The organism is Ruminococcus sp., from assembly GCF_016287535.1.
GTDB lineage: Bacteria > Bacillota > Clostridia > Oscillospirales > Ruminococcaceae > Ruminococcus.
Genome location: NZ_JAEFAJ010000024.1, coordinates 1 through 20,150, shown reverse-complemented (window position 1 = coordinate 20,150; position 20,150 = coordinate 1). Strand labels below are relative to the sequence as shown.

Sequence of the window (20,150 nt, the reverse complement as noted above, 5' to 3'; positions counted from 1 at the left end):
TTTAGAGCATGGGGGAAGCTTATGAAAAAGGCACTGAAAAGAACTGCGCTCATACTTGCGATATTCCTGATAGTTTCCTTTATAATAGGGTATATCATCACCGCAAATGAAATGAAAAAGAACTTCGGGCGCGGCGAATATCCTGACAAAAACCTGACAGCCACATGGTTCTACGACCACTACGAAAACGATTATCCCCGTGAAGAAGTCAGCTTCAGATCCGGTGACAACACACTGAAGGGCTTCCTTTACGGCATGGGCGGCAAAAAAGGACTTATCGTCTTCGCTCACGGTATAGGCAGCGGACATGAGTTCTATCTTGGGCTGATAACACGTCTCGTTGACCTTGACTGGAGCGTTTTCGCTTATGACTGCACCGGAAGCGGCTACAGCGATGGCGAGGGCACAAAAGGTCTTGCACAGTCGCTGATAGACCTTGACAAAGCCCTTAGTTTCACGGAGAGTGACAGCCGCACAAAGGATATGGACAAATACGTCCTCGGACACAGCTGGGGAGGCTATGCTGCCGCGGCTGTACTCAATTTCGATCACGACATCAAGGCGTGTATCTCAATGTCAGGCTACAATACGCCCTTTGCGGAGCTTGCTGAAAACTGCGACGGCTCATACGGAATGGCTGCAAAGCTTCTGTATCCGCTGGTATGGACCTACAATAAGGTGACATTCGGCAAAAATTCATCATGGTCGGCAGTTGACGGCATAAACAAATCAGGTATACCTGTACTTGTGATACACGGTGATAATGACGATGTGATAAAATATAACGGCGCCTCGATAATTGCCCAAAGGGACAGGATAACGAATCCCAAGGCTGAGTTCTATACCTTTTCCGAGGAAAAAAGAAACGGTCACAATTCCTATTTCAATACAACGGAATATACCGAATACAAGGAAAACACCCTTATCCCCCTGCAGGACGAGCTCAACGCTAAATACAACAATGATGTTCCGTACGATGAGAGAGTAAAGTTCTATAAGTCCATAGACGGCGAGCTCTATAACGGCTTCAATCCGGAAGTCATCTCGCTGATAAACAGCTTTTTTGAAAAGGCTGCTTAAACAGCGCCTCATTAAAAAACAAAACATCTGACATTCAAGTGGCTGCCTATGGCAGTCACTTTTATATCCCTTTATGAAAATGCAGTGAAAAAATCCCTGTCCGCCTTGACAAGCTCTGAAAATATGGTATAATAAGGATGAAAATGAAATTCATTCTCAAATTAAAAGGAGCGTACAGAATGAAAAATTTAAAAAACCGAATAGCGGCTGCTGCGGCAGTATTTGTTTTTGTATCGGTACTATTCTGTTCCGCTGTCTTTATCATAGACCATGCTTCCCATAAATGTCAGGGAAGCGGATGTGAGATATGTGCCGAGCTCGCTCAGTGCAGCAATAATCTGCGTACCTACTTTATACCCGGTTATTCCGCCGTATGCACCGCAGCTGCTGTTTTTACCGTATACACTGCGGTATCAGCCGCAAAGGGAGCCGATACAGCCAATACTCTCATATCCATGAAAGTGGAGCTTCTTAACTGAATCATCCTCTGTTATCATTATATAGTGCAGCACAGGAGCGTATGCTCATATACCATGCTGCAATGCGTTATCATTACTAACCGGAGGTTTTTATTTATGTTCAGAAAAATCATTGTCACAGCGCTCAGCCTTGTTTTAGGAACCATGAGTCTTGCAGGCTGCAGCTCTGCAGATACAGGCAGCAGTCAGCCTGCCACCAGGGAAGAGAAAAATTACGAAACGAACGGCAAGTCTGAAAAGCTGAGTATCGTATGCACCATATTCCCGGAATATGACTGGGTAAAAGAAATAATGGGAAGTCACGCCAATGACGCCGAGATAACATATCTCCTCAACAGCGGCACTGATCTCCATAACTTCCAGCCCACAGCAGACGACATACTGAAAATATCTACCTGCGACCTGTTTATCCATGTTGGAGGAGAGTCCGACAAATGGGTCAGCGATATTCTCAACGAGACCGTAAACAAGGATATGCAGACTCTCTGCCTTATGGATCTTCTCGGCGATTCCGCAAAGGAAGAAGAGATCAAGGAGGGCATGGAAGCCGAGGAGGAAGATGAACACGACGACGACGACCATGACGAAGAAGGACCGGAGTACGACGAACACGTATGGCTCTCGCTGAAAAACGCAAAGATCATATGCGGCGATATCGCCAAAGCCATCGCAAAAGCTGATCCGGATAATGCTGCCGATTACAGCATCAACCTTGCTGCTTATTCAGCAAAGCTTGACGAGCTCGACGCAAAATTCGCTTCTCTTGCAGGTTCTGCAAAGAATAAGACACTTATATTCGGAGACCGTTTCCCCTTCCGTTATTTCGTTGACGACTACAGTATAGATTACTATGCAGCGTTTGTCGGCTGCTCTGCTGAAAGCGAAGCAAGCTTCAAGACTATCAGCTTCCTCGCGGAAAAGCTCAGCGAACTGGACTGCGATACTATATTTACCATCGAGAATTCCGACAAGTCAATTGCAGAAGCAATAATCACCAATTCAAAGAAAAAGGACTGCGGTATTGCAGAACTCAATTCGATACAGTCTGTAACATCAGCGGACGCCGGAAACGGTGTTTCTTACCTTTCTCTTATGGAGCAGAACTACGACGTTCTTGCGGAGTATTTTAAATAAAAGGTCGTGAATCACTATGAAATCTATCAAAACATTTATCGCATTAATGGCACTCCCACTCTGCTTTTATTCCTGCAACGGCACAACCGCTTCCAGCAGTGAGCCGTCATATCAGTCCTCCGGAGATACACCTGTGGGCGGCATAAAGCCCAAAGATGAAGCCTTCAACAGCAGCAGCGGAGAATATGATATTGACCTCACACAGCTCAGCTCTTCCATGGTGTACGCTCAGGTAAACGATATGTTCGTTAATCCCGATCAGTATGTGGGAAAGACGGTCAAAGCAAACGGTACTTTCGACTACTTCAAGGACGATAAGACTGGAAACGAATACTTTTCGGTAGTCATCAAGGACGCTACAGCCTGCTGCGCACAGGGGCTGGAATTCGTTCTCGACGGGGACTACACCTATCCCAAGGATTACCCGGCACAGAACGCTGAGATCACAGTTACTGGAAAATTCAATTATTATAATGAAGGCGAGAACAGATATGCACAGCTGACGAATGCGAAAATGGATGTCGGACAGCTTTCATGGTAAAACAATCTTAAATACTATAAAAATTATAGTAAAAATACAACATCAGCTCCGCGGAAAAAGCTTTCACGGAGCTGTTTTTATTTTCAAAAATGGCTGTCTATTGACAAAAACGCCTTAAAATGGTATAATCACCATATTAGGGGAAGAGGACTCCGCTATTCACGGAGATCCAAAGCTGATCTGAAACGAGGAATTGTATGAAAACAGCAGTAATGACTGATACAAACAGTGGTATTACTTTGGAGGAGGGCAGGAGCCACGGTATATATGTGCTGCCTATGCCTGTAATTATAGACGGCAAGGACTTCACAGAAGAAATAGACCTGACCCACAGAGCTCTCTATAAGGCTCTCAAAGAAAACAAGGATATAGTTTCCTCGCAGCCGTCTCCCGGAGCTCTTACCGAAATGTGGGACAGGATACTCGCAGACGGTTACGATGAGCTTGTATATATCCCGATGTCAAGCGGTCTGAGCGGTTCCTGCGATACTGCAAAGGCTCTCTCCATAGATTACGACGGGAAGGTTTTCGTAGTTGACAATCACCGTATCTCGATAACTCTGCTTGATTCGGTATACGACGCGAAGTTCTGCGCCGACAGCGGCATGAGCGCTGCCAATATAAAAGATTCTCTGGAAAAGAACGCTTATCAGAACGATATATATATCACGCTGCAAAGTCTTAAACGCATAACCAAAACGGGACGTATCACAGCTGCCGGTGCGGCGATAGCGACTGTCCTCAATCTCAAGCCTATACTAAAGATACAGGGTGGCAAGCTGGACGCTTATGCCAAGGCAAGAGGAATGTCCGCTGCAGAGGATAAAATGCTGGAGGCAGTCCGCAGGGATATCGAGAGCAAGTACGCAGATGTCCCCAGGGAGCACCTGAGCATAGGCGCTGCAGGCACTATGGAGACCGAGGAGGAGATAGAGCGCTGGGTTGGCATAGTAAAGTCGGAGTTCAGCGGATATAAGGTGACATACCGTCCTCTTGCGTGCAGTATCGCTTCCCATGTGGGAACAGGCACTCAGGGAGTTGCCGTGGGTCTGACGGCAAGGGCGCTGGAAATAAATTGATATAAATGTAAAAGCCGTGTTTTTAACACGGCTTTATCGTTAATCCTGTAGCTCATACAACTCAACAGTGTCTTTTTCAATGTCGGACAGCATTATTTTAAAAATAATCGGAAAGCCTGTTCCCCAACACTTTTTTGCTTCAGAAGCAAAGTCTTTTTCGTCTGAAAGATCATAAGGATACAGGACCATTTTTAATTCAGTATACATAATCCCGTTTTTTTCATTATAGAGACCGTTGTTTCCATTAAAACCGCTTAAACGGTCAAACGCTATCAAAACTGTTCTTACGTTCTCGATTATTTCAATTTGCGGCAATGCTTTTTCGCTCCGTGCCGCTCTGCTTCTCAAAAACCCATTGTCATCCATTGAGTGTATGATATAGTCAAAAAGCTGCTCACATCGTTCATTATCATCTGTAATCACCTTGGCTATACGGCGGAACAACTCATAATTATTCATGGCTTTCCCTCCTTTCCCTTTCTGATTTCAGAGCTTCTTCGAGTTTTATAAGGTCTGTCTCTGACAAAGGAAGATCAATATCGGAAATCTTCATACTGGAGGCAATATGCGCCTCTTTGTATTCGCCAGTATAAGCACATATTCCTATCCTGTCCATAAGTGCGTGGTAGTTGCCTGATCCTGGGTCTCTGTCAAAAGCCTGTAGCGAAATAAAATAATTAAAACCGTCCTTTGATGCTTCAACCCACTTCCAATTAGAAAGATCATAAGGTTTTATACAGTTTTTCCCTGATTTATAATTAGTTCTGCCTTTTCCTCCGGTTTCGCCTACTACTGAGTATCCGTTATCTTTTAGGTAATCCGCTATCTTTTTACGTTCCTTCTCTCGCGCATTAACATATTCAGTTTTGATTTCTTCAAATGTTCTTTCTTCTAGCATATTAGCCCTCCTTTTATTTAATAATGTAATTATTATATCATATACTTTAAGGATATTCAATCGCAAAAATAGACAAAAGAGGACGGTTCTTACGAACCGTCCTCTATAATTCGTACAGTGAATTAATTACTTCATAGCCTCTTCAACAGCAACTGCGCAAGCAACTGTTGCACCGACCATCGGGTTGTTACCCATGCCGATAAGTCCCATCATCTCAACGTGAGCCGGAACTGATGAAGAACCTGCGAACTGTGCATCAGAGTGCATACGTCCGAGAGTATCTGTCATACCGTAGGAAGCAGGACCTGCTGCCATATTGTCAGGGTGGAGTGTACGTCCTGTACCGCCGCCGGAAGCAACTGAGAAATACTTCTTGCCAGCGTCAACGCGCTCCTTCTTGTAGGTACCCGCAACAGGATGCTGGAAACGTGTGGGGTTAGTTGAGTTACCTGTGATAGATACGTCAACGTTCTCCTTCCACATGATAGCAACGCCTTCTCTTACGTCGTTAGCGCCGTAGCAGTTTACCTTAGCACGGAGACCATCTGAGTAAGCCTTGCGGAATACTTCCTTTACCTCGCCTGTAGCGTAGTCCATTTCTGTCTCGATGTATGTAAAGCCGTTGATACGTGCGATGATCTGAGCAGCGTCCTTGCCGAGACCGTTGAGGATAACGCGGAGGGGCTTCTGACGAACCTTGTTTGCCTTCTCAGCGATACCGATAGCTCCCTCAGCAGCAGCGAAGGACTCGTGACCTGCCAGGAATGCGAAGCACTCTGTGTCCTCTTCAAGAAGCATCTTGCCGAGATTACCGTGGCCGAGACCGACCTTACGCTGGTCAGCAACTGAACCGGGGATACAGAAAGCCTGAAGTCCCTCACCGATCGCAGCAGCAGCGTCGGCAGCTCTCTTGCAGCCCTTCTTTATAGCGATAGCGCAGCCTACTGTGTAAGCCCACTTTGCATTTTCAAAACAGATAGGCTGGATACCCTCTACAAGCTTGTAGATATCGAGGCCCTTAGCCTTACATACGTCAGCACACTCTTCGATTGAGCTGATACCGTATTCTTTAAGAACAGCGAGAATCTGCTTCTCACGTCTCTCATATGATTCAAATAAAGCCATTTTACAAGTCCTCCTTAGTCTTTTCTGGGATCAACGATCTTAACTGCGTCAGCAACTCTGCCGTACTGGCCCTGTGCCTTTTCAAATGCAGTATTTGCGTCATCGCCTGCCTTGATGAAGTCCATCATCTTACCAAAGTTGATGAACTTGTAGCCGATGATCTCGTCGTCCTCATTAAGAGCGAGACCTGTGATATAGCCGTCTGTGAGTTCAAGATAACGGGGACCCTTCTTGAGAGTACCGTATGTAGTACCGATCTGTGAACGGAGTCCCTTACCGAGATCCTCAAGACCTGCGCCGATAACGAGACCGCCCTCAGAGAATGCAGACTGTGAACGACCGTATACGATCTGGAGGAAGAGCTCTCTCATAGCAGTGTTTATAGCATCACAAACGAGGTCTGTGTTAAGAGCTTCAAGAATAGTTCTGCCGGGAAGGATCTCAGCAGCCATAGCAGCGGAGTGTGTCATACCCGAACAGCCGATAGTCTCAACGAGAGCTTCCTGTATAACGCCTTCCTTAACATTGAGTGTGAGCTTGCAGGTACCCTGCTCAGGTGCGCACCAGCCTATACCGTGTGTAAAGCCGGAAATATCCTTTATCTCCTTAGCCTTTACCCACTTTGCTTCCTCAGGAATCGGAGCAGCGCCGTGAGCAACGCCCTGTGCGATAGGGCACATTGTTTCAACTTCGTGCGAATAAATCATTATAAATACTCCTTTCGGTTTTTAGGCAGCCCATATTGCACGATAAGCCATTGCGGTACAATAAGCGGCTTTTCTGTTTCATGCACTGATACTGTGCGAAATGTATCCTGTTCTGTGCCAAACATACCTAATATATATAATACGACTTTTTCGCTTTAAAATCAAGTCTTTTTTGCAAAAAAATTTCTCAGTTTATTGCTGATTTCTTACACACGGCTATATATCGGCTTATACAGCGTTAAAAAAATAACATTCCCGTTTTTGCCGCTTGATTTTCAAATAAAAATAGGTTATAATAAAATATATCACTAATAAATGCCGTAAAACGGTTATTTTCCTTAACTTAGCTCAGGAAGCTAAGATCCTTTATTTGCAACAGAAATTTGTGTATCAAACTATTTCAGCACTGAAGTTCATAAAAATACATTGTTTTAAATCATGTCTTTTAAGGAGCATTTTTCATGGAATTCTATGAAGCGGTAAATAACAGGAAAACCATCAGGGATTTTGAAAATGAAACTATCCCAGAGGAGATACTGGAGAGAATAATATCAGCGGCTTTCAAAGCGCCTACAAATGACCATATGAGAGACTGGCATTACATAATCGTAAGAGACAGGGACACCGCATACCGTCTGCTTGATATTATTCCCAAGGGTATTTCCGTTGAAGATATGGAAGCACTGATACGTGACTGGAATCTTAACGACAGCATACAGCAGGAGTGCTACCGCAATGCCGTACCCAAGCAGTACAGGATGCTGCTCGATGCGTCAGCTGTCATTATTCCCCTGCTGAAACAAAAAACTGATATCCTGCACCCTGACAACATTTCTCACCTTAACGGATTTGCTTCAATATGGTGCAGTATTGAAAATATCTTCCTTGCCGCCACGGCAGAAGGATACGGCTGCAATCTGAGGATACCCCTCGGTGACGAGGAAGAGTACGCAAGAGGCGTACTTGGTTTCCCGGAGGATTATTTTATGCCCTGCTTTATCGGCATAGGCAGGCCAAAAAATGACACAGCTCCCGTAAAACAAAAGGAGATCAGCATTAAGGAAAGAATACACTGGGATAAATTCTGATTCATTAGAAAGGAATACTATCAATATGACATACGACCATGCTGACAAGGCCTGCGAGCTCTTTGCAGGCGGTCTCAACTGCGCTCAGTCAATATTTGTCGCTTTCTGTGACGTCACGGGAATGGACAGGGATCTCGCTGTACGCCTGTCATCGTCTTTTGGCGGAGGTATGGGAAGAATGCGTGAGGTCTGCGGCACCTGCTCTGCCATGTTCATGGTGGCCGGCATACTATACGGTCCCGGCAGCGACTTCACCCATGAAGAAAAATCCGCCCATTACGGGCTCATTCAGGAGCTTGCTGCCCGTTTCAGGGAAAAGCACGACACCATTATCTGCCGTGAACTGCTCAAAGGACTGTCAGTCACAAGCGATCCTGAACCTGAAAAACGCACGGAACAGTATTATAAAGTCCGTCCCTGCGTCAGATTTGTCCGCACAGCTGCTGAAATACTTGATTCTTACCTCAAAGAAAACCCGCCGCAAAACAACTCATGATCAAATCAGGCTTTTTGCCTTATTTAAGCCATTTGCTAATGAATCTAATAATATTTACAATTTATATATTGAATTTTTACCGTATTTGATGTATAATAAAACATAGTTTACTTGAGGGGAAGTGACAACTGGTATGGACTCCCAAAATGGTTCTAATTTTTTAAGAGATTTCGTTGCAGACCACAAGCATTTTTTTGACCACACAAATGAAATATCGGTCTTTTCCATAGGACTGGCAGCTTGTCTCTGCGCCCATATTTCGTATTTCGTCATGTTCTATTACCTTAATGTAAAAGAACTGATGATCTTTAATATTTTCAGCATACTGACATATATAATCCTTATTATAGCCGTCCGCTTTGTACGCGACAGAAGCATTATCGTTTACCTCGGAGATCTGGAGATCATACTTCATGCTGCTTACGCCACCCATCTGCTCGGCTGGCAGCCGGATTTCGCAATGTTCTTTATTCTCATTATCCCTGCCACATTTCTTACGAAGACACAAAAGGTTTATATACCTATCCTGATAGGCGCGTTATCGCTCGGATTGTACCTGTACTTCAAAATAACGCTTGCGTACAATGCCAATGTCAAGTATACATTTGATGATAATAACATAATAAGGGCTATACAGATAACCAACGCTATTATCGGAGTATTCGTGATGCTCTGTGCGGCTATGACAAATATCCTGCTGCGTGAGTACATGGAGTTCCAGCTCATCGACCAGAGGGAGACTTTCAAGAAGCTCGCTTCCATCGACCCGCTGACAAATCTGTACAACCGACGCGCTATGAATGAGAACATAAGGGCTATCCGCCGTAACTGCCGCTCACCCAAGAGCAAGTACGTTATCGGTATCGGAGACATTGACAATTTCAAGAGAATAAACGATACCTATGGTCACGATACAGGCGACAAGGTACTGGTATACGTTTCAAATCTTTTCATAAGCACCATTCCTGACGGCGGATACGCTGCAAGATGGGGCGGTGAGGAATTCCTTTTCATTATTCCCGAATCAAGCATAGAGGCAGGTCTTGCATTCACTGAAAAGATCCACAAATCACTTCGTGCCCACGTTTTTGAGATCGATGACTGTGAGTTCGGAGTCACTATGACTTTCGGAATAAGCGTGGGAATCCCTGTTGATAAGATCGACAGTGTTATCACGAAAGCCGATAAGCGCCTTTATAAAGGCAAAAACAACGGCAAAAACCACACGGAATATACTGACTGATAGCTTAGTCCCGTACAGCAGCGAACTGTATGGGGCTTTTTTTCTGCATAATAATACAAAACAACCCGTATGCTATACTGCAAACGGGCTGTTTTATTATCTCAGTATGTACGCCTCCTGTCAATGAAGGCGTCTATGGAAAGTGTTTCCGTATGTGTTGAAAGATATGCATAATAGCTGAGTATGCACGAAGCGTCTACAGCGTCAATGATACCGTCGCCGTTCACATCTGCCGCAAGCTGCTGTTCCCTGCTGAGTATAGCTCTGCTGCCGGTAGATATCCTTGCATAATGAGCAAGAATAACGGAAGCATCTACCGCATCTACCCGTCCGTCACCATTAGCATCTCCGTGAGGTATCAGCGGAGCCGTCGTTGTTGTTGTGATCGTAGTAGTTGTAGTTACCGTAGTCGTTGTGGTCGGCTTTGTCGTGGTAGTTGCCATAGTTGTTGTCGTTGTGGTCGGCTTCTTCGTGGTAGTTACAATAGTCGTGGTAGTTGTGGTCGGTTTCTTAGTGGTAGTTACCGTAGTCGTGGTAGTTGTGGTCGGTTTCTTAGTGGTAGTTACAATAGTCGTGGTCGTTGTGGTCGGTTTCTTCGTAGTAGTCAACGTAGTCGTGGTCGTTGTGGTCGGTTTCTTCGTAGTAGTCAACGTAGTCGTGGTAGTTGTGGTCGGTTTCTTAGTGGTAGTTACCGTAGTCGTGGTAGTTGTGGTCGGTTTCTTCGTAGTAGTCACCGTAGTCGTGGTCGTTGTGGTCGATTCCTTCGTAGTAGTAGCCGTAGTCGTGGTAGTTGTGGTCGGTTTCTTTGTAGTAGTTACCGTAGTCGTAGTCGTTGTGGTCGGCTTTGTCGTGGTAGTTATTATAGTCGTATTAACAGATGTACCTGATGGAACCGTCTCTCCAGTTTCCGATTCGACCTTTTCTTCAAGTGATCTGATCGCTATACCATTGTATTTTATCGGCACCGTACCGCTTTTATCCGCATTGTGCCGCTCGGTATCAAGTCCGTAGCACAGCTTTCCGTTGTCAGCATACATTCCATATATATATCCGGTTGACTTCTCCACATCATTCAGCTCATACACTTTCATATTCCTGCCTTTATACAGGGCATAAAGTGCAGTCGGAGAAGTATAGTAGATCACACCGCTGACTACTTCTGCCACATTGAAGGACTCCGTCCAGTAGGAGCGCTTGTCTCCCCATACGAACCATATTGAATCCGTGGAAGGAAGGGTATACAGTGTTTCTGACGAAACCGCACTGTGCGAAGTTCCGTCATACCGGTAATACTCAACCTTTGTAGATTTGACAGTTCCCGTCAGTGCGAGCCAGCCATCCTGATAGCGCTTTATAGCCTTTTTTGTCCCAAGCCAGAAGGCATTGCTGAAATTGTCCGGCACCTCGATACTGTTAAGATTTCTGCCGAAAACGTCCTTCCAGTCATTGGCGTCATGATTCTCATCGAACATCTCATCGGCTGTTCTGAGGAAGTTATCATGCTTGACTATCCCCTTGTATCCAAGGAAGCTGTCGTCCCACGCAACATCAACAAAATAGTGATTACCGTCTATACATATTATATTCCATGCATGGCGGAGCTCGTCGCTGGTAACGAGCTGGGCCTCTATGCCGAGTCTGTTGAGCAGCTTGGCATAAAGCTCAGAATAGCCCTCGCAGACCGCAAGACCGTTTTTCAGCATTCCGTAAGCGCTGTACTGTTCCTTGTCCTGCCGGCTGACCGCCCCGTAGTACGCAGGATAGTCATAATCGAACCTGACTGCTATATAATCGTGAAGATAAAGCGCTTTTTCCTCATCAGACCAGCTTTCGCTCACTCCTGATAGTATATCATCGAGCATACCGTTATATTCACGGAATTTCTCATTATACTCACTTCCGCTGTACAGATACGACAGGCTTATTGTACTGCTGTATGGGCTGTAGGATATAACTCCCTTTTTTACAAGGATACCGACATCATAGCACGCGGCAACGTGCCTGTATATCGCTATGAGGTCATCGGCATTCCTGTTGTTCATCTTTACTCCCCTGCTTGAAAAATCCACATTATCCTTATGGAAATAAAGTGATTCATATACCGTTTCAGCCGCTGTCCTGGTCTGCTGAGCCGAAAGGCTCCCGACATCGCCAATGTACGAGAAATCAGGCATTGACGGGATATCATATTCGGCAACAACGATTACTCCGGGTGAGGACTGCGTAAGCAGGAAAACAGATATCACTGCAGTGGCTGTCTTTTTTAGTCTTTTTTTGCGCGGCATACTCTCACCCTTTCCTGGTCGTATATTATTAGTAATATTTTAACAGTTTTGTTCAACTATTTTTCTTATAATTGTATCATACCACAATAACGATTTAATTTCAATTGATATCATGCATGAAAAAACAGTCAAATATGTAGTCAAATTCACGGACGAAAAAAGGACTTTCGTAACGAAAGTCCTTTTCTATACAAAACAGTCAGATTTGAAGTGAAATGAGTATCATTCACTGATCTCGCCGGGAAGCGATTTTACCAGATTCAGCTTGTAAAGCTGTATCAGAAGTGCGTCATTGGTTGTAACACCGTCACCTGTGCTGCAGCAGTCCGCGTTTCTGAGTCCCTGCTCAGTGATGTGGAGTTCATCACTGCCTTTTATTCCATACTTGTCAGGATTTGAAAGGGACTGCATGATAAGCACCGCGTCTGCGATATCAACGGTACCGTCGCAGTTTGCGTCACCGTATACTGTCTTGTCATCGCCGGTGTTTGCTGAAGATGTTGAAGTTGTAGTTGTAGTCGTCGTGGTTACAGTTGTTGTGGTGGTCGAGGAAACAGCCGGAGCTTCGCCCTGAGCGTATTCGTATACCACCTGAACACTGGTATATTTGAGCTCGATAGTATCCTCCCCTGATTCGCCCTTTTCAGAAGCGTCCCACCATTTCTGGAGCTCTATCTTGCCGTCAGCGATAGTCGCCTCAAGATCCTCAGAGACCTTGTCAGCGCCCTCGCCGGTGGTTTTTGTGAGTATACCGTCAAACTTTACTATAGCTGATACGTTGTTTCCGAGCGGGAGCGTAAAGTCCTTATATGTCCAGAAGCCCTCGCCATCCTTTGAAACAGCGTTCATACATACGGCACAGCCTGCTGTTCCCCAGCTCGAACCGGCAGCAGATGTCACGGAACCGTTGATGATTATCTTTGAAAGGTGCTTTTCGTCATCTATCGGAACTACTACGAAGCCCTTATCATTTGTGATAGATTCGATATCTGTATATTCCTTTGTTACTGTATCCGTTTTTGTCTCTGCGTAAGTCTTCAGCCCGTCAAAGGCGTCAGCCTTGTCGGAAACCACTACCATAGCAGCCGAAAAAGCAGGAAGCTCTGCATTAACCTTGTTATCCTTTACGTCCTTGATTATGTCTATGAGCTTTATCTCCTCTGTATCGCCGTATACAGCGTATACAGCTGCCGACTTGTATTCCTTTTCTGCGTTTTTCAGTTCAATAACTGCCTTTTCATTTTCCTTCTGATCCTTGTTTGTGACCATTACAGTTACCTTTGAATCGTCATCGGCATTTACGGAAGCGTAAGTGCTGGACTTTGACACGTCCTCAGTAGCCGCAGGTATAAGCGTATCGCCGAAGCTGCCGCCCTTGCCGTCATAGTTGGTATAGAGGTTTATGCCTGCAACTATGAAAGGCTCTCCGCCCCAGAGTGAAGCGAAGTATACGCCCTGATCCGCATAGCAGCCCAGTGCCTCAGCCTGTGCGATAGTACCGGAAGCATTGTCGCCGCCGCCGAAATTGTACTCGGATATGGCAAGCTTTGTACCGGGATAATACTTGTCTATGGAAGCCTTTACCGTGGGAAGTATGGGCACATTCTCCATGCACCACTTACCGATCCAGCTGTTCTCGGCAAAGCCCTCCTCGTAAAGTGTACGTACTGACTGGAGCCTGTCGTCAATGCCGTTTCTTGCGGATTCGGAGTAATAATGTATATCGAGAACGTCAAGAAGTCTTGTTCCTGCTTCATCGGAAGCCTTCTTCATCTGATCGAGGTAGCAGTCAAGGTACCAGTGGTAGTTGTTTGCAGCCTTTATCTCCTCCCATTCGGTATGGTCGTCGTCGTCATCGAGGTGATCGAAGGCGGTATATCCGTAAAGGGCAGGTCCGAATACCTCAGCATCGGGATCGAGCTTCTTTACTGCCTTTGCCATTTCAACGGACTTGGTGCCGAGCTCTTCAATAGTTACAGGCTCCGGGTGCATACGGCTGTGGGTATCGTTCCAGAGTACAGGCTCGTTGTCAAGGCTGTAGCCCTGTATGCCGGTCTCAGATTTTGAGTTTCCGAGCTTGTTGATGATATAGTTCACATACTCGTCCATGTATACTACTCCGTCGGTAAGGTCGGGAGTGTCTGCATATGGAGCGTTCTTGGTGATGACTACCTTGTTCCAGCGGTCTGAGGGAGCTGCCTCCTCCTCGGATACGGGACCGTTCTTGTCAGCCGAAACATAGCCCGCAAGCTGGAGAGTTGTCAGCTTATAGCCTACATTGTTCTTGGCTGCGTCCTTTGAAAGCACCTGTACGCAGTCGGCGGGATCGTCAGATTCTGAAAGATTGGTATCAGAGCTGTGCTTCCAGTCAGAACCGGCGTTTGAAGCGTTTGTCTCCCAGTTGTAGGCAGTCATGCGGTTTCCGCCCTGACGTACTGCCGTTGCGCGGACGTCCTTTAGCTTTGTGGTGTACTGGTTGACGCCGTAGATGAGTGGGGATATCTCCTTGCGCTCACCCTTCAGGTCAACCGAGATGTTCATGCTGTAACCGTCTGCCGCAGCTGCGTAATTCTGCGGTACAGCGCTGAACGGTGAAGTGACTGCGCAGCCTGAAACAACGCAGGCCGCAATAAATGCTGCTGTCTTTTTCATGTTTTTTCCTCCGTATTCTTTCCCGCTGTAATGCCTCAGCGGTTATATAAACAGCTTTCGCTGCTGTTGCCTAAAGCTCTCCTTCGCCCCACCACGGGACCTGGGGTACGACCTCGTCCTGCTCGCCGTCACCGCGTCTGAAAGCGCCCTGAGTCCATTCCTCCACGTTGGGATCCATATATTTGATATAATTCGTAATTGTCTTTGCAAGTACCAGTATCATCGTCAGCGGTATCTGATGAGTATAGCCGTAGAGTATGACAGGCTTGTCGTCGATATCCGCCGAGACACGCCATACAAGTCCGAACCTGTCGAGACGGTCGATTATATGCTGTACCTTTTCGGAAGATATTCCGAGCTTTTCCGAGATCATCGCCGCCGAGAACATCTTGTTCCGTACGCTTGCTCCGAGGTAGCTGATAATACTGATAGCATCATTGTCCGCAAGGGTGTTGAACAGGCGCACCATGTTCGTAGTATCGCCGAAGTAGGAATTGACGCCGTTTTCAGGGATCTCAAGGAAACAGAAGTATCTGAGATCCCTGCTGATGCGTGAAAGTGCCAGTTCACGGTCAGTTTTCAGTCCTGCGTAGGTCTCGTGCTCATAACCTTCGCGGAGCTTCGCAACGGTGTCGTTGTTGGGATTGCAGGCGCAGAGGGCGGTGTACAATATCTTCATGAACTTTTCCGCTCTGTTTTCAGGGAGGGTCGCTCTCATTTCATCGTCAACGAGCTGCTCTATGTCTCTTTCGCTGCTCATTACCTTTACACCGAAAAGTGAGTCAAGAGAGGTATTCAGTTCCTTTGCAAGCTGAGGAAGCAATTCACCGTCAGGATAACTGGAATTTTCCCACTTTGATACCGCCTGCGGAGATACGTTCATACGTACCGCAAGCTGTTCCTGTGTCAGTCCGAGAGCTTTTCTGCGCTTTACAAGATTCATTCTGAAAACATTGTTTTTGTCCATGGTACACCTCCGTTCTCTGTGCTTTCTACATTTACATTTTATCACAACATTCAGTTGAGTTCAAGCGAATATTAATAGACATTTTGCAACTATTGGTTGTATTTGTAATATCATTCATAAAAACAGCTTCCGCCGCAGGGCTTTGACAGTATGATATGCTCATCTGCGGCTCACTTTGGTGAGCCGTTATTTTTTGCCCGTTTTGACTTGAGAAAAAAGAAGGATTATGGTATAATAAAGTGATATAAAAACGCAATCGGAATGGTGGGTAGGAAATATTATGAACATGGATACAGTGCTATCGTTTATCAGAAAACAAAAAGTTGCTTTTATATGCTCAGTTGATGAAGAAGGATTCCCGAATGTCAAAGCGATGCTAAAGCCACGAAAAATCGATGGACTGCATCATTTCTATTTCTCAACCAACACATCTTCAATGAGAGTGAAACAGTATTTAAGTAATCCAAACGCCTGCATTTACTTTTATCATAAGGGACTGATCAAATATACAGGTATTATGCTGAAAGGGAAAATGGAAGTGCTGACTGATCAAAAAACTAAGGATATGATCTGGCGCAAAGGAGACACACTGTTCTATAAAGGCGGCGTTACTGATCCTGATTACTGTGTTTTGAGATTCACAGCAGAAACCGGAAGATACTATTGCGATTTGAAAACAGAAAGCTTTACTGTTGAGTAATGAAGCAACCGTTTTATGTATAGAAATCGGCTCAAAATCCTTAGTAGTAAAACACACTGTGTTTACTACCATTTTTACTAATAACGATGTCCTTAGAATTCCGCGGTCACGGAGGTTTAAAGCTATGATAAAAGTTATGTTCGTATGCCACGGAAGCCCAATTAACGATAACGCTTTTTATCAGATATATCGTCGTTTCAGGCGATGAATAAAATGATTTTTCCACAGTTTTTCCACACTTGAATTGACCCGAACTTGTATATATTTTTCAACAGTTTTTCCCCTTTTTAAGGGAGCAATGTCATTATTTTAGCATATGCTATAATCGATCCATTTTCTCATTGAATACAATCAAGTCACGCAAATCCCACTGAAAGATTGCTCCACATTATTAATTTCAGTAAGCCGTCTTATGACGGCTTACTCTTTCTTATATTGAAAAAACATTAGATTACATTTATTTTTTCTATTATACAAGAAAAAACTTCTTGACTATCACAACTATTTCGGGTATAATAGTATAAAGAGGTGATATTATGATTCTTAGACCTGATTATATTAACGCAATAGAGCCATTTATAGACTCCCCTATCGTTAAGATACTCTCCGGAGTTCGTCGTTGTGGTAAATCCACTATACTTGAAATGGTAGCTGATGAACTCATGCAGCGTGGAGTTTCAAAAGAAAGTATCATTGAGCGCAGATACAACGAGATCATGTATGAGGACTTTTCTGCAAAAGAGATGTACGCCGATATAAAAACTGTAATTTCTGGTAAAGGACGCTGTTACCTGCTCCTTGATGAATTACAGGAGATTAAAGGCTGGGAGAAGGTCATTAACGACCTTCTTGAAAACAGCGATGTTGATATATATGTCACCGGTTCAAACAGCAAACTGATGTCAAGTGAGATATCCACATACCTCACGGGCAGATATGTGACGATACCTGTATATACTCTTTCACTTCGTGAATACCTTACGTTCAAAAGCAAAGATGAGTCTCAGGCAAGAGACATATTCGATGACTATGTACAATATGGAGGATTTCCTCTTGTAGGTATCAGCAGCTTTGATACAAAGTCTGCATATCAGATCGTTGACGGAATCTATGCGTCCGTCATAACAAGAGATATATCCAAGCGTCATAAGATACGTAATAAGGAGCTGTTTGACAGAGTTGTTCGTTATGTGATTGAAAATGTTGGTATGACCTTCTCGGCTAATACGATAGTGAAGTTCCTAAAAAACGAGAACCGCAGTCTTTCTGTTGAGACTATCTACAACTACCTGAAATGGCTTAGTGAAGCGTTTATCATCTATCCCTGTCAGCGTTACGATCTTCAAGGCAAGGCAGTACTCAAAACTCAGGAAAAATACTATCTTTCCGATATTTCTATCAAGTACAGTCAGATGGGCTTCGATACAAAAATGCTTTCAGCTGTATTTGAGAACATAGTATACCTCGAAATAAGGCGTAGAGGCTATGAGGTATATATTGGCAAGAACAATACCAAAGAGATTGACTTCGTTGCGGTTCGCAGAGATGAAAGGATATACGTTCAGGTCTGCGTTCAGCTTCCCGACGGATCCAACCGTGAAACTGCTAACCTTATGGATATAAAGGATCACTACCATAAATATGTAGTATGCCGCGACCCACTCGCTTTAGGCAACGATAACGGTATCGAGATAGTGCATATAGCGGATTTCCTTATGCGAGATAAATGGTAAATGGAGAATTGCAATGAATATTGACAAGACACTTTATACTGGACGTCCCTCGGACGAGCGTTCAGAAGCTGAAATGGCTATATATGACAGGCTTGATTCTCTCGGTATCAAATACAAGAGAGCAGACCACGATCATGCCGATACTATGGAGGACTGCCTGCTGATAGAATCAGTACTTGGTGCTAAAATATGCAAGAACCTTTTTCTCTGCAATCGTCAGAAGACGAGCTTTTATATGCTGCTTATGCCTGGTGATAAGCCTTTCAAGACAAAATTCCTCACCTCGCAGCTGAACTGTGCCCGACTTTCATTTGCAGAGGCTGACAAGATGCAGGAATATCTGCATACTATCCCCGGCTCTGTTTCAGCTCTTGAACTGATATTTGATACTAATAACAACATCCAGCTCGTCATTGATAACGACCTTATGAAAGACGAGTACATCTGCGGACATCCTGGTCTCAATACTTCAACATTACGCCTGCTCCGTGAGGACATGCTTAAATATGTTCGTGCTTCTAAGCATGAGCCAACATTCATTGACCTTCCCGTGGAGTGATATTATGCGTATATTTGCATTAGAGCTTGATAATGATATTAAAGGTATCGAACCAAGAAAGGCTTATATTGAGGGGCTTATTGAAAAGCTTCCCAAGCCTGATATAGTAGTTCTGCCAGAGCTTGCTATATGCAGTTATATGGCAAGTCAGAAGATATGGGAGCTTGCAGATGACTGCGGTAGTGGCACAAGTGAATGGACTGTCAGCATCGCCCAAAAGTACAATATCTACATTGGAGCAGGCTATCTCGATAAAGAGAACGGTGACTACTATAACCGCTATATGATCTCAGGTCCTGACGGAGTATGTGGTACTGTTACTAAGTCTGAGGGTGAATCGGCAGTATTCAAACGCGGAAACTTCGGCAGTATTATTCATACTCCATTTGGAAACGTTGGTATTGGTATCTGTTACGATTCACGCCGCAAGCACTTCTACGATAACGTCAGTAATGAGGAGCTTTCACTGATACTGTTTCCGCATGGTTCCCCTGCGGACTCGAATAAACCAGATAAAGAACGCAGTGAAAACGACAAGCGCTGTATGGCTTATGTTGAGGCATTCGGAGTCCCTGTTGTCTACGTGAACAGTACAGGTGAACTTGAATATATGCCTGGAAAAATGGGCGCAATGATGAAGAAATACAGTTTCAGAATGAATGGTATGAGCAGGATATATGCACAAGAATCTGTACCGATAAATACTGATATTCCCGAAATAATAGGTGCAGAGGTCGATATTCAGCCTAAGAAAATGCATAAGGAAATCCGTTTTTATGGCGAAGACATCCTGCGCGGTAACTGGCTGTTCAAGCACTGTATTCTCAAGCCCGATACAGAAGCAGGTATCAAGTCTTATGAGAGTGAACATAAAAAGGAATAGTAATTGAATATGAGAAAATTATGAATGTAATGAATGTTCGAATCCCTCTCTGTCCGCCAGAATTAAATAGCCTGTATTTCGAGGAAAACACCGAAATACAGGCTTTTCTGTTACATACAGAAAGCAGTTTTAAATGGAAATTTGCAGTCCCGTGTGCACAAAAAACAGGTGTAATGCACATGAAATGCACACGGAATGCACACGACGAAAGGCAGTATAACGATACAACAATAATCCAGCTCCCGCGAGGGAGCTGTTTTTATTAGATCTGATTTGAGGATTAATTTAAACTCTTCTAATCTAGTAAAGTAGAGATATTCGGGTTAGAGGATATTGATACTGTGTAATTGTTTGTTAATTGTGACAAGTGATCTTGACATATGTAAGATAATAATATATAATATTATTACAAATGCAGATAGATAAAGGGAGGGAATATCATGCATAAAAATTATAAGAAGATCGTTGCAGGACTGATTACAGCTGTAATGATCGCACCAA

The 20,150-nt window shown here is 44.5% G+C and carries 19 protein-coding genes; 12 read left to right on the top strand and 7 right to left on the bottom strand.

What is annotated here, in order from left to right:
- The first annotated feature begins 21 nt into the window (after positions 1-21).
- The 5 genes from QZZ36_RS09435 to QZZ36_RS09415 all read left to right on the top strand — a co-directional run bounded on the left by QZZ36_RS09435 (position 22) and on the right by QZZ36_RS09415 (position 4,313).
- Positions 22-1,080 (top strand): alpha/beta fold hydrolase, encoded by a 1,059-nt coding sequence (locus tag QZZ36_RS09435; RefSeq protein WP_295080556.1) that lies wholly within the window; start codon positions 22-24, stop codon positions 1,078-1,080.
- Between the two features lie 179 nt (positions 1,081-1,259).
- Positions 1,260-1,559, top strand: a complete 300-nt coding sequence (locus tag QZZ36_RS09430; protein WP_295080553.1) for a hypothetical protein — start codon at positions 1,260-1,262, stop codon at positions 1,557-1,559.
- Between the two features lie 96 nt (positions 1,560-1,655).
- Entirely contained in the window at positions 1,656-2,693 is a 1,038-nt protein-coding gene (locus QZZ36_RS09425; protein WP_295080550.1) for a metal ABC transporter substrate-binding protein, read from the top strand.
- A 16-nt stretch (positions 2,694-2,709) separates the two neighbouring features.
- Positions 2,710-3,234 (top strand): hypothetical protein, encoded by a 525-nt coding sequence (locus QZZ36_RS09420; protein ID WP_295080547.1) that lies wholly within the window; start codon positions 2,710-2,712, stop codon positions 3,232-3,234.
- Positions 3,235-3,431: 197 nt separating this feature from the next.
- On the top strand, positions 3,432-4,313 hold the full coding sequence (locus QZZ36_RS09415) for a DegV family protein (RefSeq protein ID WP_295080544.1): 882 nt from the start codon (positions 3,432-3,434) through the stop codon (positions 4,311-4,313).
- Between the two features lie 39 nt (positions 4,314-4,352).
- Here QZZ36_RS09415 and QZZ36_RS09410 read toward each other — a convergent pair whose 3' ends face one another.
- The 4 genes from QZZ36_RS09410 to QZZ36_RS09395 form a co-directional block, all read right to left on the bottom strand.
- Positions 4,353-4,772 (bottom strand): hypothetical protein, encoded by a 420-nt coding sequence (locus QZZ36_RS09410; protein WP_295080541.1) that lies wholly within the window; start codon positions 4,770-4,772, stop codon positions 4,353-4,355.
- Positions 4,765-5,211 (bottom strand): hypothetical protein, encoded by a 447-nt coding sequence (locus QZZ36_RS09405; RefSeq protein WP_295080538.1) that lies wholly within the window; start codon positions 5,209-5,211, stop codon positions 4,765-4,767. The genes QZZ36_RS09410 and QZZ36_RS09405 overlap by 8 nt, the downstream gene beginning before the upstream one ends.
- A gap of 126 nt (positions 5,212-5,337) precedes the next feature.
- Positions 5,338-6,336, bottom strand: coding sequence for a GGGtGRT protein (locus QZZ36_RS09400; RefSeq protein ID WP_074714407.1), 999 nt, complete (start codon positions 6,334-6,336; stop codon positions 5,338-5,340).
- A 14-nt stretch (positions 6,337-6,350) separates the two neighbouring features.
- Positions 6,351-7,043, bottom strand: a complete 693-nt coding sequence (locus QZZ36_RS09395; RefSeq protein ID WP_295080535.1) for a hypothetical protein — start codon at positions 7,041-7,043, stop codon at positions 6,351-6,353.
- A gap of 461 nt (positions 7,044-7,504) precedes the next feature.
- Between QZZ36_RS09395 and QZZ36_RS09390 the strand changes: the two genes are divergently transcribed.
- The 3 genes from QZZ36_RS09390 to QZZ36_RS09380 all read left to right on the top strand — a co-directional run bounded on the left by QZZ36_RS09390 (position 7,505) and on the right by QZZ36_RS09380 (position 9,870).
- Positions 7,505-8,131: a nitroreductase family protein gene (locus QZZ36_RS09390; RefSeq protein ID WP_295080532.1), complete on the top strand. Its 627-nt coding sequence runs from the start codon at positions 7,505-7,507 to the stop codon at positions 8,129-8,131.
- A gap of 25 nt (positions 8,132-8,156) precedes the next feature.
- Complete coding sequence (locus QZZ36_RS09385) at positions 8,157-8,627, top strand: C-GCAxxG-C-C family protein (protein ID WP_295080528.1); 471 nt, start codon at positions 8,157-8,159, stop codon at positions 8,625-8,627.
- Between the two features lie 133 nt (positions 8,628-8,760).
- Positions 8,761-9,870 carry a GGDEF domain-containing protein gene (locus QZZ36_RS09380; RefSeq protein WP_295080525.1) on the top strand — a complete coding sequence of 370 codons (1,110 nt, stop codon included), beginning with the start codon at positions 8,761-8,763 and terminating at the stop codon, positions 9,868-9,870.
- A gap of 101 nt (positions 9,871-9,971) precedes the next feature.
- Here QZZ36_RS09380 and QZZ36_RS09375 read toward each other — a convergent pair whose 3' ends face one another.
- The 3 genes from QZZ36_RS09375 to QZZ36_RS09365 all read right to left on the bottom strand — a co-directional run bounded on the left by QZZ36_RS09375 (position 9,972) and on the right by QZZ36_RS09365 (position 15,774).
- A complete protein-coding gene (locus QZZ36_RS09375; RefSeq protein WP_295080522.1) occupies positions 9,972-12,155 on the bottom strand; it encodes a dockerin type I domain-containing protein in 2,184 nt (727 codons plus the stop codon).
- 222 nt (positions 12,156-12,377) lie between these two features.
- Positions 12,378-14,807, bottom strand: a complete 2,430-nt coding sequence (locus QZZ36_RS09370) for a glycoside hydrolase family 44 protein (RefSeq protein ID WP_295080520.1) — start codon at positions 14,805-14,807, stop codon at positions 12,378-12,380.
- A gap of 70 nt (positions 14,808-14,877) precedes the next feature.
- Positions 14,878-15,774, bottom strand: a complete 897-nt coding sequence (locus QZZ36_RS09365; RefSeq protein WP_295080517.1) for a helix-turn-helix transcriptional regulator — start codon at positions 15,772-15,774, stop codon at positions 14,878-14,880.
- A gap of 286 nt (positions 15,775-16,060) precedes the next feature.
- Between QZZ36_RS09365 and QZZ36_RS09360 the strand changes: the two genes are divergently transcribed.
- The 4 genes from QZZ36_RS09360 to QZZ36_RS09345 all read left to right on the top strand — a co-directional run bounded on the left by QZZ36_RS09360 (position 16,061) and on the right by QZZ36_RS09345 (position 19,649).
- The gene (locus QZZ36_RS09360) at positions 16,061-16,474 is read left to right on the top strand and encodes a pyridoxamine 5'-phosphate oxidase family protein (RefSeq protein ID WP_295080513.1); all 414 of its coding nucleotides are present in this window, start codon (positions 16,061-16,063) and stop codon (positions 16,472-16,474) included.
- Between the two features lie 536 nt (positions 16,475-17,010).
- On the top strand, positions 17,011-18,207 hold the full coding sequence (locus QZZ36_RS09355) for an ATP-binding protein (protein WP_295080511.1): 1,197 nt from the start codon (positions 17,011-17,013) through the stop codon (positions 18,205-18,207).
- 13 nt (positions 18,208-18,220) lie between these two features.
- Entirely contained in the window at positions 18,221-18,766 is a 546-nt protein-coding gene (locus QZZ36_RS09350; RefSeq protein WP_295080508.1) for a prolyl-tRNA synthetase associated domain-containing protein, read from the top strand.
- Between the two features lie 4 nt (positions 18,767-18,770).
- A complete protein-coding gene (locus tag QZZ36_RS09345; RefSeq protein ID WP_295080505.1) occupies positions 18,771-19,649 on the top strand; it encodes a carbon-nitrogen hydrolase family protein in 879 nt (292 codons plus the stop codon).
- Positions 19,650-20,150 lie beyond the last annotated feature (501 nt).